Raw genomic sequence first — 18,713 nt, 5'->3', positions numbered from 1 at the left:
GACCATGAAGCAGAATCTTGTTGTTATCGGGGCAGGCATGGCCTCGGGACGGATGCTGGAGCATCTTCTGAACGCGGACCCAGAGGCCTATGACATCACCCTCTTCAACGCCGAACCGCGAGGCAACTACAACCGGCTAATGCTGTCGCCGGTGCTGTCCGGCGAAAAGACCTACGCCGAGATCGTCACCCATGACGAAGACTGGTACGCCGAGAATGGCATCACCTGCCGGTTTGGTGAAAAGGTCCTCGCCATCGATCCTGCGCAGAAAGTCGTGCGTGGTGAAAAGGGCGATGTCGCTTACGACAAGCTGGTCATCGCCACCGGGTCCAACCCCTTCATGATCCCCCTGCCCGGCCATGATCTGACGGGCGTGATCCCCTACCGCGATCTGGAAGACACCGAGGCGATGATGGCCCTTGGCGATAGGCCCGGCACAAAGGCGGTCGTGATCGGTGGCGGCCTGTTGGGGCTGGAGGCGGCAGCAGGCATGGCCGCGCGCGGCGTCGATGTCACCGTCGTCCATATCATGGGTCACCTGATGGAGCGCCAGCTGGATGAGGCGGCCGGATATCTCTTGCGGAAATCGCTGGTTGAAAAGGGGATCAAGGTCCTTTGTCAGGCGAACTCCAAGGAGATCATTGATGACGGCACCGGCCATGTGAAGGCGCTGCGGCTGGAGGATGGCACCGAACTGCCCTGCGATCTGTTGGTGATGGCCGTGGGCATTCGCCCCAATATGGCTTTGGCAGAGGCAACGGGCCTTTCCTGCAACCGGGGCGTCGTGGTGGACGACCACATGGTGACCTCGGATCCCGACATCCTTGCCCTTGGTGAATGCGTTGAACACGATGGTGCTCTCTTTGGTCTTGTGGCGCCGCTATACGATCAGGCCAAGGTGCTGGCGCAGACCCTTCTGGGGCAAGACGCGCGGTTCGTGAACAAGGAGGTCTCGACCAAGCTGAAGGTTACGGGCTGCGATCTGTTTAGCGCCGGAGATTTCGCGACAGGCGAAGGGCGCGAGGATATCGTTTTCCGCGATCCCGCGCGCGGCGTCTACAAGCGGCTGGTGCTGGAAGGTGACCGCCTGATCGGCGCTGTGATGTACGGCGATACCGCCGATGGCGCCTGGTTCTACAGTCAGATCAAGGATGGCAGCGATATCGCCGAGATGCGCGATACGCTGATCTTTGGCCCGGCCTATCAGGGGGGCGCCTCCGCGGACCCTTTGTCAGCCGTTGCAGCCTTGCCGGATGATGCGGAAATCTGCGGCTGCAACGGCGTATGCAAGGGCGATATCGTCTCGGCGATCCACGATGGGGCCACGGATCTGGGCGCGTTGCGGGCCTGCACCAAGGCGTCTGCCTCCTGCGGGACCTGCACGGGACTGGTGGAACAGGTGCTGGCCGTCACCCTTGGGGACGACTACGCCGCCCCCACGGCGCAGCCGATCTGCGGCTGTTGTGACCTGACGCATGAGGACGTGCGCCGCCTGATCAAATCACAAGAGCTGAAATCACAGGCCGCCGTTTGGCAGGAACTGGGCTGGAAAACCCCCAACGGCTGCCATGTCTGCCGCCCCGCGGTGAACTTCTACCTGCTCGCCGACTGGCCGGTGGAATATCAGGACGATCCGCAAAGCCGTTTCGTCAACGAACGCAAGCACGCCAACATCCAGAAGGACGGCACTTTTTCCGTAGTGCCGCGCATGTGGGGGGGGATGACTACCCCGGACGAGCTGCGCGCCATCGCCGATGCCGCCGAAAAATACAACGTACCCACCGTGCATGTGACCGGCGGCCAGCGGATCGACCTCCTTGGCGTCAAGGGCGAGGATCTGCCGCATATCTGGGCCGATCTCAACAAGGCGGGCATGGTCTCGGGCCATGCCTATGCCAAGGGGCTGCGCACGGTGAAAACCTGCGTCGGCAAGGAACATTGCCGCTTCGGCACGCAGGACAGCACCGGCCTTGGCATCAAGCTGGAAAAACGCCTGTGGGGCTCATGGTCTCCGCATAAGGTGAAGTTGGCCGTCTCGGGCTGTCCGCGCAACTGCGCCGAGGCCACCTGCAAGGACATTGGCGTTGTCTGCGTCGACAGCGGTTTCCAGATCGGCGTCGCAGGCGCGGCGGGCATGGATGTGAAGGAAACCGAACGGCTGGCCGATGTGGCAACCGAGGAAGAGGCGCTCGACCTCGCCACCGCCTTCATGCAGCTTTACCGCGAGAACGCCAAATACCTCGACCGGCCCTACAAATGGGTCGCCAAGGTCGGCCTTGATTGGGTGAAGGCCCGCGTCGTGGACGATCTGGAAGAACGCCAGCGCCTGATCGACGCGTTTGAATTGTCACAAACCATCTACCGCAAGGACCCTTGGGCCAAGGAAGTGGAGGAGAAATCCGCCTCTTATGCCCCCCTTGCCGATCTCACCCTGGAGGCCGCGGAATGAGCTGGATCGATATCGGACATATTGACGAGGTGCCCCTGCGCGGGGCGCGGCTATTGAAAACCCCGATGGGCTGTATCGCGGTTTTTCGCACCGCCGAGGCAGAGGTCTTTGCCGCCTCCAACAGCTGCCCGCACAAGGGCGGCCCGCTGTCCGAAGGCATCGTGCACGGGCAATCGGTGACCTGCCCGCTGCACAACTGGGTCTTTGATCTCAATACCGGAGAGGCGCAGGGCGCAGATGACGGGCGGATCGAGACCTACCCCTTGCGTCTTGAGGGGGCGCGCATTCTGATCGATGCCAGTGCCCTTGCCCGGCGGAGCGCCGCATGAGCGCGCCCGGCGGGATCCGCTCCACCTGTCCCTATTGCGGGGTGGGCTGCGGGGTTCTGTTGTCTGAGGACAAGAACGGCGGGCTTTCCGTACGCGGCGATCCCGACCACCCGGCCAACTTCGGGCGGCTCTGTTCAAAAGGTTCGGCCCTGGGAGAAACTCTGGGGCTGGAGCATCGTTTGCTTGCTCCAAAGATAGACGGGCAGAATAGCGATTGGGACACGGCGCTCGATCTGGTTGCGGATCGGTTTTCCCAGTCGATCCGCGATCATGGGCCGGACAGCGTCGCCTTCTATGTTTCGGGCCAGCTGCTGACCGAAGACTACTACGTCGCCAACAAGCTGATGAAAGGCTTCATCGGCTCGGCCAATATCGACACCAATTCGCGGCTCTGCATGGCCTCCAGCGTGGCGGGGCACAAACGTGCCTTTGGCAGTGATACCGTGCCCGGCACCTACGAGGATCTGGACGAGGCCGATCTGGTGGTGCTGGTGGGGTCAAACCTCGCCTGGTGCCATCCGGTGCTCTACCAGCGCCTTCTTGCGGCCCGCAAATCACGCGGCACCAGGATCGTTGTCATCGACCCGCGCCGTACCGCCAGCTGCGACGGCGCCGATCTGCATCTGGCCTTGCAGCCGGGGGCGGACGTGGCCCTGTTCAACCACCTTCTGAGGGAGATCGACGCGCGCGGCGCGGTGGATCCCGATTTCCTGCAACACACCAATGGGTTCGAAGCTGCGCTCGAAGCAGCCCAGCTTGAGACCCTGTCCCCGACTGGGCTGACAGAGGACGAGGTCCGCGCCTTCTGCGACATGTGGATCGGCACAGAAAAGACCGTCACCATCTACAGCCAGGGCGTCAACCAATCGACCAGCGGAAGCGACAAGGTCAACGCGATCCTGAACTGCCATCTGGCCACCGGGCGCATCGGCAGGCCCGGCATGGGGCCCTTGTCGGTGACCGGCCAGCCCAATGCCATGGGCGGGCGCGAGGTCGGCGGGCTGGCGAATATGCTGGCCTGTCATCTAGATCTGGAAAACCCCGATCACCGTCAGGCGGTGCGCGATTTCTGGCAGGCCCCGCAGATGCCCGAGGCGCCGGGCCTGAAGGCGGTGGACATGTTCCGTGCCGTGGCCAACGGGCGGATCAAGGCGCTGTGGGTCATTCACACCAACCCCGCCGTGTCGATGCCCGACTCCGCCGCCGTGCGCGCGGCGATCAAGGCCTGCCCTTTCACAGTGGTCAGTGACATCACCGAACACAGTGACACCGCGCGTCTGGCACGGGTGCTGCTGCCCGCCAGCGCCTGGGGGGAGAAGGACGGCACCGTCACCAATTCAGACCGCACCATCAGCCGCCAGCGCGCGGCCCTGCCCGCACCCGGTGCGGCCCGCCCCGATTGGCAGATCCTCTGCGAGGTGGGCAAACGCATGGGCTGGCACGCGGCCTTTGACTATGAAACCCCGGTCGAGATTTTCCGCGAATATGCTGCCCTCTCCGGGATCGCTGGTCAGTTCGGGCGTGATTTCGACATCTCCGGCCTCGCTGGACTGGATGCGGCGGCCTACGACACCCTTGCCCCCACCCGCTGGCCCGTCATCGCAGATCGCAGCGGTGGCCGGTTCTTTGCCGATGGCAATTTCTACCATGGCGACAAAAAGGCCCGGCTTCTGCCGCTGCGCCATCGCCCGCCCGCAGCACGGACGGGACCGAAGTATCCGTTCCGGCTGAACACCGGGCGGTTGCGCGACCAGTGGCACACGATGACGCGCACAGGGCTTTCGCCGCGCCTTGGCGCCCATATGCCCGAACCCCTCCTTGAGTTGCACCCGGAAGACGCCGCCACCATGGGTATCGTTCCTGCGGATCTTGTGGAGGTGCGCAGCCCCAATGGAAGCGCCATCCTGCGCGCCCGGATCGGCGATGCGGTGCAGTCCGGGCAGGTCTTTGCGCCGATCCACTGGACCGGGGAAACCGCGCCCTCTGGCAGGATCGACGATCTGGTCGCTGCCGAGACGGACCCGGTGTCGGGCCAGCCCGAAAGCAAGGCCAGCGTCGTTGCCGTCCAGAAGATGGAGGCTGCCTGGTATGGTTTCGCGGTCTCGATCCGGCCCATGGCGCCAAACGCCGACTATTGGGCGCTGGCCCCCACTCGTGGCGGCTATCGCGCCGAGATGGCCGGATACGCGCCTGCGTCCGATTGGGAAGAGGAAGCCCGCCGCCTGTTCGATCTGCCCGGCGCCGAAGCCGCCACCATTCTGGACCCCGCACGGGGAACGGCCCGGATCGCCCTGTTCGACAAGGGGCGCCTGCTTGCGGCCCTGTTTGTGGACCGGGAACCAGTGGCGGTGGTGCGGGACTATCTTGCCACGCTCCCGGATGCGGCAGGCACAGAGGTTCTGACCGGTCGCCCCCCGGCGGATGTGCCTGACCCCGGTCCGGTGATCTGCTCCTGCTTCGGGATTGGGATCAACACCATCATCAGTGCCATCGAAACCCAGCACCTGATGACAGTGGAAGCGATCGGTGTCGCACTGGAGGCGGGGACCAACTGCGGCTCCTGCCGCCCGGAACTGGCCGCCATTCTGGCCAGCACCCATCAACGGGAGGCTGCGGAATGAGCCTGGCCGGTCATGTCGCCACCCTGGGCCGTGGCCCTGGACGCTCCCGCTCCTTGAGCCAAGACGAGGCGCGGGATGCCATGACCCTGATGCTGGGCAAGAACGCCGCGCCCGAGGCCATTGGCGCGCTGATGATGCTCTTGCGCATGAAGGGCGAAACGGCGGAAGAGATCGCCGGTTTCGCGGCTGCCGCACAAGAACAGGCCCCGGCGCTGCCGCAGGTGGACCTCGACTGGCCGTCCTATGCGGCAGGGCGCACGCGTGGGCTGCCCTGGTTCCTTGTCTCGGCGCTGATGGTGGCACAAAGCGGCAAGCGGGTGATGCTGCATGGCTGGAACGGATCCGATCCCACCGTGCGAAACGGTCTTGAAACCCTTGGCATCCCAATTGCCCATACCCCCTCCGAGGCTGAAGCCGCGTTGAACGCAGGGAATATCGTTTATATGCCGCTGGAAAATCTTTGCCCGCCCCTGATGCACCTCTTGTCCCTGCGTGCCGTGCTTGGTCTGCGTTCTTGCGTCAACACGGTGTGCCGGATGCTGAACCCCGCTGGCGCGGCTGCCAGTGTTCAGGGCGTCTTTCACCCCTCCTATCGATTGTTGCAGGCCGATGCCGCCCAGCGACTTGGCTGGCGATCCCTGACGGTGATCAAGGGGGGCGGCGGCGAATTCGAACGCCACCCGGCAAAGGCCATCGAGGCCTTCGGTTTGCGGGACGGTGCCCCCTGGCAGGAAACCGAGGCGGCCCGACTGGAAGACACCCGGCGGCTGGCGGACAGCGCAGGCCATATCAATTCGCTGAAGGTCGCAGTCAGCCCCGCCGCCCTGCCGCGATTTGAGAGTGAAGTCATCCTTGGCACCGCGCGGCTGGCGATGGACACGATGGGCTGTGCGGAGAGCCCTTTGCATTTTCCCGACGGCAGCCCTGTGCCGACGGCCCTTCCCCTGACAGCCTGAAAGGACATCCCATGACATTGCTGCAAAGGCTGTTTCACATCCCCCTGTTTGGCCCGGCGCAAACACTTGCTCTCGCTTCAGAGCCTGCCTCCCTCATCCTGGCGCGGGTGGGCCGCACGCTGGACCGGATGACACCCCAGCTTAGCGCCCCTTCCACGCCGAAGGAGCGGCAGGCAAAAGGTCATATCGCCTTGGTCGGGGCAGGGCCGGGGGCGGCGGACCTTTTGACCCTGCGCGCCGTCAAACGCCTGCAGCAGGCCGACGTGATTTTCTACGACCGGCTGGTCGATCCCGAAGTGCTGGAGCTTGCCCGGCCCGGTACTGAAATGGTTTTTGTCGGAAAACATGTCGGGGCGCACAGCTGGCCGCAGGAGAAGATCAACCGCGTGATCGTAACCGAAGCTCTGAAAGGACGCCGCGTTGTGCGGCTGAAATCCGGCGATCCCGGCATCTTTGGCCGCGCCAGCGAAGAGATGGAGGCGGCGGATGAGGCGGGCATCCCGGTTGAGCTGGTGCCTGGCATCACTGCAGCCTCAGCCGCTGGGGCGGCGCTGGGGCGCAGCCTGACCAGTCGCGGTGTTGCCAATGCGCTGGTGCTGACTACGGGCACCGGCTGTGCCAGCGATCCTTTTCCCGATTGCACCCGCCTGTCGGGACCGGGCACGACGACGGCCTTTTACATGTCGGTGCGTCAGGCGCGGCGGCTCGCGGATCAGTTGATGCAGAAAGGCCTGCCTGCGGACAGCCCCGTTGATATCGCGGTGGAGGTCTCCAAACCCGGGGAGCGGCATTTTGCTGCCACTGTCGGCTCTTTGGCGGATGTCATCGCGGCCTGCCACATCACCGGCTGCGCGATCCTGCTGGTCACCTGGCCAGAGGGCGGGGTGCCCACAGTGCAATCGCAAACGGCGGCGGGCCAGACCGCCGAGGGTCCAAAGGCCGTGACTGCTGTCTGACTTCAGCCCCAGTCCAGCGGCGTGATGTCAAAGGACTTGATCCGCGAATAGAGCGTCGTCGGTTTAATCTGCAATAGGGCGGCGGCGCCGGTCGGGCCGGAGACGCGCCCACCCGCTTCGCGCAGGGCGGCGATGATATTGTCCCGGACCATCTCCTGCATTCTGGCCTCGGTATGGAACCTGGTGCCGGGTGCCGGGGCGTCTTGGGTCGTGCCGGAGAGTTCGATGACCAGCTTGCGATCCTGCGAGACGATGGCGGCGCGCTCCATCGCATTGTGCAATTCGCGTACGTTGCCGGGCCAGTCATAGGCCTGCATCTGCTGCATCACCCGTTCGGTGATCACCGGCACCGGCCGGTTCAGCCTGCGGCAGGCGATCTTCAGCAGGTGTGCGGCCAGCAGCGGAATGTCTTCGCGGCGGTCGCGCAGTGGCAGGCAGTTGATGGGAAAGACGTTGAGGAACAGAAACAGATCCTCGCGGATGCGCCCGGTGCGGCGCACGGTCTCCTCAGCCAGCGAGGTCGCCGCGATCACCCGGATATCGAGCGGCTTTTCCCGGGTATCGCCCAGCCGGGTGACGGATCCGCTTTGCAGGGCGTGCAGCAGCTTGCCCTGAATTTCGACCGGCAGTTCCCCGACATCGTCGATGAACAGGGTGCCGCCGTGGGCCAGTTCCAGCTTGCCGGGCTTGTCGCGCATGGCGCCGTTCGGGGCGCCGCGCATCTGGCCGAACAATTCAGCCTCGACCTCCTCGGGGGCGACGGAGCTGCATTTGAAATGGATCAGCGGCCGCCGGGCGCGAGGGCTGGTCTTGTGGATCTCGGTGGCGACCAGCGATTTCCCGGTGCCGGTTTCGCCGCTGATAAGGACAGTCGCCGTCGTCTTGGCCACCAGATCGATGCGGGCCACGATCTGCCGGATGGCGGGCGAGGATCCGATGATGTCGTGATGGGCGCGCTCTGATGTGATCGCCTCCTGCAGATAGGCGTTTTCCTGCTCCAGCCGGTCACGTAGGGCCGCGACCTCCTCCATCGCCTCGCGCAGCTTGCGTTCGCTTTCCTTGCGTTCGGTGATGTCGCGGAAGATCACCACCGCCCCAACCAGCACCTTCTGATCGTAGATCGGGGTCGAAACATATTCGACCCGGATCGGCTTGCCATCCTTGCGCCAGAATACCTCGTCCTCGATCCGGTGGACCTGTTCGAAGCGGAAGGAGCGGTAGATCGGGCATTGCTGCGACGGGTAGTGTTCGCCGTTGAGGTGATGATGGTGGATCATCGAGTGGATGTCCTTGCCCAGCAGATCTTCGGAGGTCCAGCCCAGCATTTCGCGCGCCGCGCGGTTGACGAATGTGGTCTTGCCCTCGGCGTTGACACCGTAGATGCCTTCGCCTGCAGCGTTGAGGATCAGCTGGTTCTGGCGTTCCAGCTCGGCAAAGAAACCTTCGGTGCGTTTCCAGTTCACAAGGCCGGCACGAAAGGTTTCCGCCAGCGCAGCAGTTTCGGCGCGCTGATCAAGAGCGCGCAGATCGGTCAGCGCCAGGATGATCCAGCCGTCCTGTCCCGGCACCGGCTGCGCCCGGAGTTCGCAGTTCAGCGCGCTGCCGTCCCCGGCCCGCAGAGTAACGTCGCGGGTCCAGCTTGCGCCGCGATGGTCCACCTCCTCGAGGAACACCACAAACCGGGGCATGTCCTTACCCAGATAGTGTGAGAAGGGCAGGGGTGCGCTGCCGTCGTGCCCGTTTCCGAGGAGCCGGGCAGCGGATTGGTTCCAGTCAACCACCCGGTCTTCCGTGGTGTCGAGGACAAGCATGGCCTCGGGAATCGACTGCAAAAGGGAATCGGCGTTGAGAAGATCGAGTGACATGGGAAAAGGTTAAACCTCGTCCTCGTCAGGTTTAAACGAAATTTCGTAATTTACGATATATCGTAAATACGGGTGTCCGAAAATTAGCATAATACACTGAAATAATGTGTTTTTGTTTGCTGCACAAATGTTGGGCGGCTGCTTTTTTTGTCCCGTGGCGACTGTCAGAGTTTACGAAACATTGACTGAAAGGGGACACCCATGACGACAAAGAGCCTTGGAAATCCGTTCTCGGATAAGACCGATCTGCGACACGGCGCCGATTGCGGTTGCGATGGATGCCTGTCCGGACACGGCCATGACAAGGGCCACACCGAGCCGCAGCATATGTCCTCTGACGACATGATGGAGCGCGCCGTCGAAAGCGCCATCGTGCGCTCGGTCTTTGGGCACAATGACATCGGTCGTCGCTCTTTCATGGGCATGCTGGGCGGCAGCACGGTGGCTGCGGCGCTGGCTTCGGTGTTTCCGATGGAGCAGGCCAAGGCTGCGATCCTCGACGAGCTGGGTCCGCCGGAAAAATCCGATCTCAACATCGGCTTTGTGCCGATCACCTGCGCCACCCCGATCATCATGGCGCAGCCGATGGGGTTCTACGAACGTTATGGTCTCAACGCGCAGGTCATCAAGACGGCTGGCTGGGCCGTGGCCCGCGACAAGTCGCTGTCGGGGGAGTATGATGCCAGCCACATGCTGACGCCGATGCCGCTGGCAATGACGCTGGGCGCCGGATCCATCGCTGAACCCTACATCATGCCCGCGGTCGAGAACATCAACGGCCAGGCTATCGTGCTGTCGAACGAACATCTGGACAAGCGCGACCCGAAACAATGGAAAGGCTTCACCTTCGGCGTGCCGTTTGAATATTCGATGCACAACTTTCTGCTGCGGTATTACGTGGCCGAGCACGGGCTGGACCCGGATGTGGATATCCAGATCCGCGTGGTGCCGCCGCCTGAGATGGTCGCCAACCTGCGCGCTGGCAACCTTGATGGTTACCTGTCGCCCGACCCGTTCAACCAACGCGCCGTCTGGGAAGGCATCGGCTATATCCACATGCTGACCAAGGACATCTGGGAAGGTCACCCCTGCTGCGCCTTTGCCGCGCCGTTGTCCTTTGCGACCGAATTGCCGAACACCTATGGCGCCCTGCTGAAATCGATCATCGACGCCACGCAATACGCGTCAAACCCGGAAAACCGCAAGGAAATCTCCGAAGCAATCGCACCGACCAACTACCTGAACCAGCCGGTTCCGGTGATCGAACAGGTGCTGACCGGCACCTATGCCGATGGTCTGGGCGAGGTGAAGAAAGTGCCCGACCGGATCGATTTCGACCCCTTCCCCTGGCATTCCATGGGGGTCTGGATCCTGACCCAGATGAAACGCTGGGGCTATATCGAAGGCGACGTCGATTACAAAACGGTGGCCGAGCAGGTCTATCTGGCCGCCGACGCCAAGAAGGTGATGAACGATCTCGGCTACGAGGCGCCCGATGTTACCTACAAATCGCACACCATCATGGGCAAGACCTTCGATCCGGCCAAGCCCGAAGAATACGTGTCCAGCTTTGCGATCGGAAAGGGGTAATCCATGCTGGATAACCTTTCAGTCAATCAGCGCGCGGTGATCCTCTCCGTGGTGATGCTGGTGGTGGGCCTCCTGATCTGGGAGGCCGCCATTCCCGCCCAGAAGGCCGCGTCCGAGCTGACGGAATACGAGCGCCTGACCGGCGGCGGTGCCCCCAAGGCGGGCGTGCCCCCGCCAAGCCAGGTGATCGCCAAGGCCTGGGAGCAGCTATCGAACCCGTTCTATGATGCAGGCCCCAACGACAAGGGCATCGGCATCCAGATCGGCTATTCCATCTACCGGGTGCTGACCGGCTATCTGATGGCGGCGCTGATCGCGATCCCGCTGGGTTTCCTCATCGGGATGAGCCAGGTCGCCTATAAGGCCTTCAACCCCTTCATTCAGGTGCTGCGCCCGATTTCGCCGCTGGCCTGGATGCCGCTTGCGCTCTTCATCATTCAGGACAGCGAGGCCTCGGCGATCTTCGTGATCTTCATCTGTTCGATCTGGCCGATGCTGCTCAACACCGCCTTTGGCGTTGCCGGGGTGCGCGAGGACTGGGTCAATGTGGCCCGCACCCACGAACTGGGCGCTTTGCGCACCGCCTTTACGGTGATCCTGCCTGCGGCGGCGCCGACCATCATCACCGGTATGCGGATCTCCATCGGCATCGCCTGGCTGGTGATCGTTGCGGCAGAGATGCTCGTGGGGGGGACCGGCATTGGCTACTACGTCTGGAACGAGTGGAACAACCTCGACCTGACCTCCGTCATCTTCTCGATCCTCATGATTGGCGTTGTTGGCATGATGCTAGATGCCGCCTTTGGTGTCCTGCAGCGCGCCGTCGCCTACGCCGAATAGGAGCATTCCAATGCCTAAACCCTTTCTCAGTATCGAGCGTCTGACGCAGAAATTCCCCGACGGTCAGGGGGGCACCCTGACCGTTTTCGAAAACGCCACCTTTGGCATCGAAAAGGGAGAGTTCGTCTGCATCCTTGGCCACTCTGGCTGCGGCAAGTCGACGATCATGAACATCCTTGCCGGGTTGGCTGAGCCGACTTCGGGCGTGGTCAAGATGGATGGCACCGAGGTCTCCGGCCCGTCGCTGGACCGCGGGGTGGTGTTCCAGAACTATTCGCTGCTGCCCTGGCTTTCGACCCTGAAGAACGTCACCTTTGGTGTGAAGGCGCGCTATCCCGACTGGTCCAAGGCCAAGGTCGAAGAACACGCCCGGGAATATCTGGCCATGGTCGGGCTTGAAGGCGATGTGGTTCAGCGCAAGCCGAGCCAGCTGTCGGGCGGCATGCGTCAGCGGGTCTCCATCGCGCGGGCCTTTGCCAACCATCCCAAGCTGTTGCTGCTGGATGAACCCTTTGGCGCGTTGGATGCGCTGACCCGGGGCACCATTCAGGACGAACTCCTGAAGATCTGGGGCGGGACCGAGCAGACGGTATTCATGATCACCCATGACATCGACGAGGCGATCTTGCTGGCTGACCGCATCCTGCTCATGACCAACGGTCCTTTTGCCCGCGTGGCGGAGTCGGTGGAGATCACCATCCCGCGTCCGCGCAGCCGTACCGAGATCGTCGAACATCCCAACTACTACGCCATCCGCAACCACCTGGTGCAGTTTCTTGGCCAGAGGTCGAAAGAACTGGCCGGACAGAAAAGCGACGATCCCGATCAGCGGCCTGAAACCGTGCGGATCGACAAAACTGCGGCAGAACCCACCACCGAAGCCGCACCAGAACCGGAACCGGCCCGCCATCTGCAGGCGGTCAACGACTGACAGGTCGGCGCGGTCGGCTGAAGACAAATCAGGAGGACAACAGATGAAAGATACTTTTGAGGTGCCCACGATGATGAGCAAAGAAGACGTGACCATGATGATCCTCTCGGCCAAGAAACAGGCCGGGATGACCTGGGAAGGCATCGCCGAAAAGATCGGCATGTCGCCGGTCTGGACCCATTCGGCCTGCATGGGCATGAATGGCTTTCCCAAGGACAAGGCCGAAGCGCTGGTGACGGCCCTTGCCCTGCCGCAAGAGGCGGTCTCGGTTCTGGAAGAGCCGCCGACCAAGGTCTGGGAACAAGCCATCCCCACCGATCCCTGCATCTATCGATTGTACGAAATCGTCGGCGTCTACGGCCCGACCATCAAGGCGCTGATCGAAGAGAAATTCGGCACCGGCATCATGTCGGCCATCGATTTCGACATGCAGGTGATCCGCGTGCCCCATGAAAAGGGCGACCGGGTCAAGATCGAGATGTCCGGCAAATACCTCGGCTATAATTCCTGGTAAGCCATCAAGCGGCCCATGTGCATTGGAACATGGGCCGCAGAACCCGTCGCCCCGGCCGTTCCGCCCGATCCTCTTCCTGGGCAGGATGGCCGGGGTGGTCTATTTTAGATCAGTGGTTCAGCTGCGCGCGCAGCTCTTCGGCCTCGCGGCGGGCATCGCGCAGACCTTCCATGGCCGCGCTCAGCTCGGCTTCGGTCTGGGTCAGCTGGTTGGTCAGTTCCGCTTCGCGCTGTTGCAGGTAGGTGATCGCCTGATCGCGTGTCTCTTCAGCCTCGTGCAATTCCTGGCTCATCCGGTCCAGATCGGCGACGTCGCTTTGCCGGACGCGGGTGAAACGGTGCACCAGCCAATTGGCAAACCAGCCCATCGCGAAGGCGGCAAACAGGATGATTGCGGTGGTGAGGATGAACTCTGTCCTGTTCATTGGCCCGATGTCTCCTGTTCTGTGTCGCCGGTCTCGGTGTCAGCCGCCTGCGCGTCGTCACCTTGCGTATCGTCAGCCTGGGTTTCGGTTTGCGTGTCGGCTTCGGTTTCGCCTTCGGCCGCAGGGTTTTCGGCCTCTGCTGCCGTCTCCTCCACGGGCGCTGCGGCGCTGTCGAGGGTGCTTTCCTCGCTCTCGCCGGTTGTCGGCAGCAGCAGGCGGAAATCGATGCGGCGGTTGGCTTCGCGGCCTTCCTCGGTGTCATTCGAGGCGATCGGGCTGCTTTCGCCAAATCCGCGCGCGATATAGGTCGAGGTCAGGATCCGCCGCGCCCGCAATTCGTTGAGCACCGATTGCGCCCGCGCCTGGCTGAGGTTCTGGTTCATCTCCTCGCGGCCCTGGCTGTCGGTGTGGCCTTGGATTTCCAGCCGTATCGGGCCGCATTTCTCAAGGATCGCGGCGATCTTGTCGATGATCACGTTGCTGCCGGCCTCCACCGTGGCCGAGCCGGGTTCAAAGGTGATCTTGCCGTTCTCCAGCTGCACGCTGGTCAGCGCCGCCTGACACAGCTCCGGCGCCATCGGCTGATCCTTGGGCGCGGGCGGCTCTTCATAGGAGATGTCGAGCTCATAGTCTTCGGCCTCGCCCAGTTTGGCGGACAGGAACTTGGCAATCTCGGAGGAGGCATCCTTGCGGTAGCTCATGCCGCGCAGGGTCAGGTCCTCCGGCGTGACGCTGACTGCACCGCGTTCCAGATAGGAAAGCGCCTCAAGCCCGGCCAGCACCCGCACCGGCCAATCGGCAGGCAGGCCTTCGGCCACCCGCGCCGCGGTATAGACGCTGTCGGAGCCAAACCGCGCCTTGGCATAGCTGTCGGCGATGGTGCGGGTGGCGGCATCGGTGATGCGCCCGCGCAGCTGCACCTGCCCTTCGGGGCTGAGCGTGGCGGTGAATTCGGGCGGTCCGGCAGCGGCATCGGTTTCCGGCATGGGCAGCACCGCGTGCAGGGCAAAAACCTGCGGCAGCGCGGTTTCCAGCTCTCCCACCACTGTGTCGAACTGGGCCTCCGGCGTGCCTTCGGCTGCGACAAGGGTGATATCGGCGTTGGCGATGGTGACCGATCCCTGACCCAGTTCCGCAAGGCTCTGAATGCTGAGTTCGGCGGCATCGGCCCATGTGGGGGAGGGAACCCCCATGCCAATCACGCAGTCGGCCTCTCCCTCCAGCCCGGCAGCGCGGGCGGCGGACAGGATGCGGGCGCGGCTTTCCTCGTCCTCGGCAGAGCAGGCATCGAACCGGGCACCGGTTTCGGAAATCAGGAACCGCAGGGTAAAGGGCGTGATCACCGGGCGCGGTGCCGCAATATCAAGGCTGAGACGGATCTGCGGCGGTGCCATCCTGCTCAGCTGGCGTTCAAAACTGTCGCGTTCTTCGGCGCTGTCGGCGATTGCGGTTACCGAAACCGCGCCTGCCTCGACCGAGATCTTGGAGCGCGGCAGCAGCTCCAGCGCCGCGACGGCAAATTTCAACGCCGGGTCCCAGCCATCGGGGGTCGGGTAATCGGCGGTTTCCAGAAGGTCGGCGACCTTCTTGTTGTTGTCTTCGGCGATCCGGTCCAGCTGACCGACCAGCGTCTCGCGCGAGGCGGACAGCGGGATCAGCCCGCTGATTGAAATCCCCCGATCATTGCGCAGGATTTCCGCCGAAAACCGCGGCGGCGCCAATCCGTCCGAGGGCGGCACCGTGATATCGTCGATCACCCGCGCCGCATCGACAATGCTGCCTGCCAGAGAAATCGCTGCAAATCGGGTGGCCTCATCCGGGGCGGTGCCCTGCAGGGTCACCCGCAGCCCGTCGGCGGTGACCTCGGCCCAGTGCAGGCCCGCAACATCCAGAGACCGGCGCACTTCGCGCTCGCTGCCACGCTCGACGGCTGTGACGGCAAACCCCGCTGCGATCAGGCTCAGCCCTGCCGCCGCGGCGAAGGACAAAGTCGGGATCAGAAACGAAGACAGGCGCATTGCAACAGCATTCCCAGATACGGTTGTGCTCTGTCATACAGGCCAGCGGCGGCCTGTTCAATCACACGAAAGTGGCCACGGCAAAGAAGATCAGCGGAATCAAGCCGGTATCGCGGTTGAGCCGGAACAGCTTCAACAGGCGGGGGTTGTTTTCGGGATCAAATACGCGCAATTGCCATGTCATGTGCCAGCCCATGGCCCAGGGACCGGCAAGCGCAATCAGCAGGGTCAGCAGGTTGGCATCGACATGTGCGGCCAGCACCACGGCAAGTGCCATGAGGCCCACGGTTGCCACGATGAAGCGGCGTAGCCAGCTGGGGCTGTTGTCGCCAAACAGGCGGGCGGTGGATTTGACGCCGATCAGCGCGTCGTCCTCGGTGTCCTGATGCGCATAGATGGTGTCATAAAACAGCGTCCAGGCAATCCCCGCCAGATAGAGGATGACCGGCGGCCAGGCCAGCGATCCGGTATGCGCCACCCAGGCCAGCATGGCGCCCCAGTTGAAGGCCAGCCCAAGGAAAATCTGCGGCCACCAGGTGAAGCGTTTGGCAAAGGGGTAGACGGCAACCGGCAGCAGCGCCAGCACGCCCATGCCGATGGCAGCCCAGTTGAAGGTCATCAGGATGCCAAAGGCCACAAGCGCCTGCGCGCACATCCAAGTCACCGCGCCCCGCACCGAGACTTGACCCGAGGGGATCGGGCGCGACCGGGTGCGCTCGACCGCGCCGTCAAAGTTGCGGTCGGTGATGTCGTTCCAGGTGCAGCCCGCGCCGCGCATCAGCCAGGCCCCAAGCCCACAGGCGACAAAGATCCAGGCGTCCTGCCAGACCGGGGTGTCATCCCAGAGGATGGCCAGCGCCAGACCCCACCAGCAGGGGATCAGCAACAGCCATGTGCCGATCGGGCGGTCTGCGCGGCTCAGCCGCAGATAGGGGCGCGACCAGGCGGGCGCGTGGGTGTCCACCCAATTCCCCTTGACCGCATCTGCGACCTGACCATCTGGTGTTGGCGATTGCCCTTGCATATGTAGGACCTCATGAGTGCGAAGATCAGACTGTATGTAGAGCACCCCTTGGGGGCAGGGCAAACCATTCCTTTGGACCGGGATCAGGCGCATTACCTCTTTGGGGTGATGCGGCAGGCTGTCGGCGCCAAGGTGGCCCTGTTCAACGGGCGCGATGGAGAATGGCTGGCCGAGGTGGCCGAAGCGGGCAAACGCGGCGGGGTTTTGAGCTGTCTTGAGCAGACGCGCCCCTTGCAGATGCCGCCAGACCTGTGGCTGATTTTTGCCCCGATCAAAAAGGCGCGCACCGATTTTATCGTCGAAAAAGCCGCCGAGATGGGCGCGGCGCGGATCATGCCGGTGCAGACCGAATTCACCAATTCTGAGCGCATCCGTCAGGACCGGCTGCAGGCCCACGCGGTGGAGGCTGCCGAGCAATGCGGTGGTACCTTCGTTCCCGAGGTGACGGATCTGCAGAAACTCTCGCGCCTGCTGGATCACTGGCCGCAGGAGCGTCAGTTGATGTTCTGCGACGAGGCCGAGGTGGGGCAGAGGCTGTTTCTGGATCGCGTCGAGGGTGGCGGCCGTCCGGGGGCGGGCGGACGCTGCCCGGCCTATCGTCCGGGCGAAGTCTCTCAGCCAGGGTCTTGGGCCATCCTCATCGGTCCCGAAGGCGGTTTCTCTGAGGCTGAGCGTAAGCGTCTGCACGGGATGCAGCAGGCCCATGTGGTCAGTCTTGGCCCGCGGATCCTGCGCGCCGACACCGCAGCGGTGGCGGCAATGACCCTGTGGCAGCAAAGTCTCGGGGATTGGTAACATGGTCTGGCGCGCCGCCCGCGCGGCTGACATTCCGCCGGTAGAGCGCCTGCTGCGCCAGCATCTGCAAAGCTCGATGTTCCTTCTGGGCAACCTGCAGGATCCCGGCAATGGACAGGCGACGGATCTTTGGGTGCAGGATGACCACTCGGGCGTCTTTGGTCTGACAGAGGCGGGTATGGTGCTGATGCAGGCGCCCCACGCGCGCGCCGAAGACTGGCAGGCTGCATCGGTGCTGTTGGCGGGACGCAGCATCGTGGGCTGCGCCGGAAACACCGCACAGCTGCGCGCCTTTCTCGCCGCCAGCGATCTTGTCTCCCGCCCGACCCGGCTGGATGAAGACGAGTCGGGGTTCTCCCTTGACCTTGACCAGCTGGAAATACCGAAGGCCGAACAGGCGGCGCTGATTCCGCTGGCCGCGGCGCCGCGCGATCTGGTGCTGGACTGGCGGGCGGCCTATCATCGCGAAGTCTTGGCAACTGGGGCGGATGTCAGTGAAGAACAGGCGGCGCAGGATATCGCCGGTTACCTCGATCATGACAGTCACCGGGTTCTTGTTATTGCAGGCCAGCCGGTTGCCATGACAGGGTTCAATGCCCAGATACCGGAGGTGGTGCAGATCGGTGGCGTCTATACGCCGCCGGGTTTGCGGGGCAGGGGGTTGGCCCGCCTTGCCGTCGCCCTGCATCTGGACGAGGCCCGCAAGGCCGGGGCGCAGCGGGCCGTGTTGTTCGCCGCCAGCCCGGCAGCAGAGCGCGCCTATGAGGCAATCGGGTTCCGGCCCGCTGGATCATTTTCTCTGGTGCTTTTTGCCCCGGAACAGGAGGTGCCATGAGTTTCATCCGACCCGAAGCACAGGCCAGCCTGTGGCGCTGGCGCGAGCTGATCGTCGCGGCGCTGATGCTGCTGGTGGGGCTGAAATGGGCTTTCACCTCCTATGGATTTACCGCCATGACCGGCTGGGCGCTGATCGCGGTCGGGCTGGTTCTGGCCGTGGTAGGCGCGCAGCGGTTGCGCTTCCGGCTGGGCGCAGGCGGGCCGGGTGTGGTCCAGGTGGACGAAGGGCAGATCGCCTATTTCGGCCCTCTCACAGGTGGCGCCGTTGCGGCCTCTGAAATCGAACGGCTGCGGCTGGATCATACAGCGAAACCGCCCCATTGGGTGCTGGAGCAGCCGGGGCAGCCGCCGCTGGCGATCCCGGTCAACGCCGAAGGTCACGAGGCACTGTTTGACGTCTTTGCCAGCCTTCCGGGGCTGCGCACGGAAAGGATGCTGGCCGAGCTGCGCAAGGCCGGTGCTCACCAGGTCGTGATCTGGGAGCGCATCCCAAGCCGACCCACCCACCAAAGGCTGCATTGACACCGGCGTCGTTTGGCCCCACTTCTGACCGCCGAAAACAGC

The 18,713-nt window shown here is 63.5% G+C and carries 16 protein-coding genes; 12 read left to right on the top strand and 4 right to left on the bottom strand.

Going from position 1 to position 18,713, the window contains the following annotated elements:
- Positions 1-4 precede the first annotated feature (4 nt).
- Genes nirB through cobA form a run of 5 tightly spaced genes read left to right on the top strand, consistent with a single transcriptional unit; the run spans position 5 to position 7,311 of the window.
- The gene (gene nirB / locus SM763_RS17700) at positions 5-2,449 is read left to right on the top strand and encodes a nitrite reductase large subunit NirB (protein WP_368999338.1); all 2,445 of its coding nucleotides are present in this window, start codon (positions 5-7) and stop codon (positions 2,447-2,449) included.
- On the top strand, positions 2,446-2,778 hold the full coding sequence (gene nirD / locus SM763_RS17695; protein WP_065272436.1) for a nitrite reductase small subunit NirD: 333 nt from the start codon (positions 2,446-2,448) through the stop codon (positions 2,776-2,778). Before nirB ends, nirD begins: the two co-directional genes overlap by 4 nt.
- Complete coding sequence (locus SM763_RS17690) at positions 2,775-5,399, top strand: molybdopterin-dependent oxidoreductase (RefSeq protein ID WP_368999337.1); 2,625 nt, start codon at positions 2,775-2,777, stop codon at positions 5,397-5,399. The genes nirD and SM763_RS17690 overlap by 4 nt, the downstream gene beginning before the upstream one ends.
- Positions 5,396-6,355, top strand: a complete 960-nt coding sequence (locus tag SM763_RS17685) for a glycosyl transferase family protein (protein ID WP_368999336.1) — start codon at positions 5,396-5,398, stop codon at positions 6,353-6,355. Before SM763_RS17690 ends, SM763_RS17685 begins: the two co-directional genes overlap by 4 nt.
- 11 nt (positions 6,356-6,366) lie before the next feature.
- Entirely contained in the window at positions 6,367-7,311 is a 945-nt protein-coding gene (cobA, locus tag SM763_RS17680; RefSeq protein ID WP_368999335.1) for a uroporphyrinogen-III C-methyltransferase, read from the top strand.
- Positions 7,312-7,313: 2 nt separating this feature from the next.
- Here the strand turns inward: cobA and SM763_RS17675 are convergent, their stop codons facing one another.
- Positions 7,314-9,176, bottom strand: a complete 1,863-nt coding sequence (locus SM763_RS17675) for a sigma 54-interacting transcriptional regulator (RefSeq protein WP_368999334.1) — start codon at positions 9,174-9,176, stop codon at positions 7,314-7,316.
- A gap of 201 nt (positions 9,177-9,377) precedes the next feature.
- Here SM763_RS17675 and SM763_RS17670 point away from each other — a divergent pair, with 201 nt between their 5' ends.
- The 4 genes from SM763_RS17670 to cynS are packed head-to-tail and all read left to right on the top strand — an operon-like array spanning position 9,378 to position 13,051.
- Positions 9,378-10,766, top strand: coding sequence for a CmpA/NrtA family ABC transporter substrate-binding protein (locus SM763_RS17670; RefSeq protein ID WP_274827547.1), 1,389 nt, complete (start codon positions 9,378-9,380; stop codon positions 10,764-10,766).
- Positions 10,767-10,769: 3 nt separating this feature from the next.
- The gene (ntrB, locus tag SM763_RS17665) at positions 10,770-11,606 is read left to right on the top strand and encodes a nitrate ABC transporter permease (RefSeq protein WP_274827548.1); all 837 of its coding nucleotides are present in this window, start codon (positions 10,770-10,772) and stop codon (positions 11,604-11,606) included.
- 10 nt (positions 11,607-11,616) lie between these two features.
- Positions 11,617-12,537 (top strand): ABC transporter ATP-binding protein, encoded by a 921-nt coding sequence (locus SM763_RS17660; RefSeq protein WP_368999333.1) that lies wholly within the window; start codon positions 11,617-11,619, stop codon positions 12,535-12,537.
- Between the two features lie 43 nt (positions 12,538-12,580).
- A complete protein-coding gene (gene cynS, locus SM763_RS17655; protein WP_237028372.1) occupies positions 12,581-13,051 on the top strand; it encodes a cyanase in 471 nt (156 codons plus the stop codon).
- A gap of 109 nt (positions 13,052-13,160) precedes the next feature.
- Here the strand turns inward: cynS and SM763_RS17650 are convergent, their stop codons facing one another.
- From SM763_RS17650 to ubiA, 3 genes are all read right to left on the bottom strand, one after another.
- Positions 13,161-13,475: a hypothetical protein gene (locus tag SM763_RS17650; RefSeq protein WP_065272443.1), complete on the bottom strand. Its 315-nt coding sequence runs from the start codon at positions 13,473-13,475 to the stop codon at positions 13,161-13,163.
- Positions 13,472-15,493 (bottom strand): OmpA family protein, encoded by a 2,022-nt coding sequence (locus SM763_RS17645; protein WP_368999332.1) that lies wholly within the window; start codon positions 15,491-15,493, stop codon positions 13,472-13,474. Before SM763_RS17645 ends, SM763_RS17650 begins: the two co-directional genes overlap by 4 nt.
- Positions 15,494-15,554: 61 nt before the next feature.
- Entirely contained in the window at positions 15,555-16,517 is a 963-nt protein-coding gene (ubiA, locus tag SM763_RS17640) for a 4-hydroxybenzoate octaprenyltransferase (protein WP_274839396.1), read from the bottom strand.
- Positions 16,518-16,529: 12 nt separating this feature from the next.
- Between ubiA and SM763_RS17635 the strand changes: the two genes are divergently transcribed.
- From SM763_RS17635 to SM763_RS17625, 3 genes are read left to right on the top strand one after another with little or no spacing between them, the layout of a single operon-like run.
- Complete coding sequence (locus SM763_RS17635; RefSeq protein WP_274834660.1) at positions 16,530-17,312, top strand: 16S rRNA (uracil(1498)-N(3))-methyltransferase; 783 nt, start codon at positions 16,530-16,532, stop codon at positions 17,310-17,312.
- A 1-nt stretch (position 17,313) separates the two neighbouring features.
- Entirely contained in the window at positions 17,314-18,147 is an 834-nt protein-coding gene (locus SM763_RS17630; RefSeq protein WP_274834659.1) for a GNAT family N-acetyltransferase, read from the top strand.
- Positions 18,144-18,671, top strand: coding sequence for a hypothetical protein (locus SM763_RS17625; RefSeq protein ID WP_065272447.1), 528 nt, complete (start codon positions 18,144-18,146; stop codon positions 18,669-18,671). The genes SM763_RS17630 and SM763_RS17625 overlap by 4 nt, the downstream gene beginning before the upstream one ends.
- The last annotated feature ends 42 nt before the right edge of the window (positions 18,672-18,713 follow it).

The sequence above is a fragment of the Pseudophaeobacter sp. C1-32P7 genome (assembly GCF_041008775.1).
Lineage (GTDB): Bacteria > Pseudomonadota > Alphaproteobacteria > Rhodobacterales > Rhodobacteraceae > Phycobacter > Phycobacter gallaeciensis_A.
Note: the sequence above shows the minus strand (reverse complement) of the source record. Positions and strands in the feature narration are given on the sequence as shown.